Source organism: Vaccinium witches'-broom phytoplasma str. VAC (assembly GCF_000309405.1).
Classification (GTDB): Bacteria; Bacillota_I; Bacilli_A; order Acholeplasmatales; family Acholeplasmataceae; genus Phytoplasma.
Genome location: NZ_AKIN01000053.1, coordinates 1 through 2,148 on the forward strand (window position 1 = coordinate 1; position 2,148 = coordinate 2,148).

Annotated in this window: 2 protein-coding genes; both read left to right on the top strand. The window is 23.6% G+C overall.

What is annotated here, in order from left to right; genetic code table 11:
- Positions 1 to 34: 34 nt before the first annotated feature.
- Entirely contained in the window at positions 35 to 682 is a 648-nt protein-coding gene (locus tag RI68_RS01575) for a hypothetical protein (RefSeq protein WP_261974280.1), read from the top strand.
- Between the two features lie 107 nt (positions 683 to 789).
- Positions 790 to 2,112, top strand: a complete 1,323-nt coding sequence (locus RI68_RS03655) for a DUF2963 domain-containing protein (protein WP_083848774.1) — start codon at positions 790 to 792, stop codon at positions 2,110 to 2,112.
- Positions 2,113 to 2,148 lie beyond the last annotated feature (36 nt).

A 2,148-nucleotide genomic window follows, 5' to 3' on the forward strand; every position in this document is an offset into this window, starting at 1 on the left:
ATAAAAACTCCTTTAATTATAGAAAATAATGAAAATGATTTTTAATTTATCTGTTTTAAAATATTTAATTTCTTTTGATTTTAAAGCTTTATTTTATTTGTTGTATAATTTTTTTTATAATATTTTTTTTACTAAATCATCTTTTTTGTTTGGTTTTAATGTTGGTTGGAATATTAATTTTCTTAATATATTTAATTTTATTAAAATGATTGTTATTTTTATATGGGAAAAATTAACTACTTTAATTTATCCTTTAAAATTATTTAGTTCTTTATTTAGTTTTTTAATTGAAGGATTAAAAGTTTTTATTTCTATAAATGATAAATTATTAGAATTATTAAAAAATTTTTCTAATTTGTTAGAGGTTGTTACAAAATTAACTCTTACTAGTTTGGCCGCTGTTGTTTCAACAGCTGGTTTGACAAAAATATTTTCTGCTTTGGTTTCTGCTATTCCTGTTGTTGGGACTTCTGTTAAAGCATTTTTTGATGAATTATCAGAAAAAACTTATTTAATGCTTAGTTATACTGTTAATATTTTTTCTAAAATTGTTTCTTTTATTTTTAATATTTTTGTTTTAGTTATTAATGGATTATTTAAAATTGTTTTAAGAATTTTAGATATTATGGCTATTGTTTTAAACATTTGGTTATTGTTATTAAAAAAAGTTATAATGTATTAGGTTTTGTTTGTTCTTTTGTAATGAGTTTTATATATTTATGGGTTTAAAAACAAAGAAATAATAAATAAATTTTAAATTATTTAAAATGAAATAGGAGAATTTTAATTATGAGTACATTTGAATGGAAAGGTAGACATTGGAGAATAGTGCCTTTTCTTATTACTACTGCAACATTATTGTTTTTGCTTTTTTGGTTTGGTAGTATTGCTTATCAATATCATTTAGAAACCGAAGAAAGAAGAATAACTTTAAATAAAGATATTTCCGAAGAAGCTAAAAAATTAAATAACGCTTTACATGAGGAAAATATAAAGTTAAAACAAGAAAATGAACGTTTAACAAGCGCTCCTTATGAATTAAGAAGAGATACTGGTGAAATAGAATATTATAATTTATTTACTCATAAATTAGTAAAAAAGATTGATTTAGATGGCAATATTTACGAATATGATAAAAATAATGGTCTTTTATTAAAAAAAAAAGATAAATATAAAAATATTTACGAATATGGTACTCATGGTAAATTAATTAAAAAAACTTTACCTGATGGCGTATGGATGGAATATAATCCTGTTAACGAAAAATTAATAAAACGTAAAAATATTGATGGTTCTATTGAAGAATTTGATACTAATGAAGAAAAATATAAAGAAACAGATAAAAATGGTAAGATTAAATTGTTCAAAACTAAACTTTATAAAACAGTATCAGATTTTAAAAAATTAGGGGTTACAGCGTTCCAATTACAAGAAAGCGGTTTTACATTGAAACAAATATTAGATGCTGGGTATACATTACAAGATGTTCAAAATTTCCCATCATTTTATTTCGATGAATTAAAAGAATTAAAAGCTGCCGGATATAAAGCAAAACAATTGAAAGAACATTTTGATTTAAAAGAAGGTGTTTATAAAAGATTAGGATATACAACTAAGGAATTAAAAACTGATGGTTTTACAGTTAAAGAATTAAAAAATGCCGGATTTACAGTTAAAGAATTAAGAGATGCTGGGTATATAGTTAAAGAATTAAAAGATGCTGACTTTACAATTAAAAAATTAAAAGATGGTGGTATTACAGCTAAGGAATTAAAAGATGATTTTTTGTACGAAGCTAAGGAATTAAAACCTGCTGGATTTACAGTCAGAGAATTAAGAGATGGCGGATATAACGCCGATAATTTAAGAGCTGCTAGATTTACAGCTAAGGAATTATTAGATGCTGGGTATACAATTAAAGAATTGAGATATGCTTTGTATCATGCTAAGGAATTATTAGATGCCGGGTGTACACTTAAACAATTATCAGATGGTGGTTATTTATTGTTCAGATTCTACGAACTTGGATATACAAAAGAAGATTTAAAAGCTGCTGGAATAAACACTTCAACAACAAAAATTGAACGCAAAACAACGTATTTTAATGTATAAAGCATCATTATAAGATCGAATATGCAATTTTCTTTT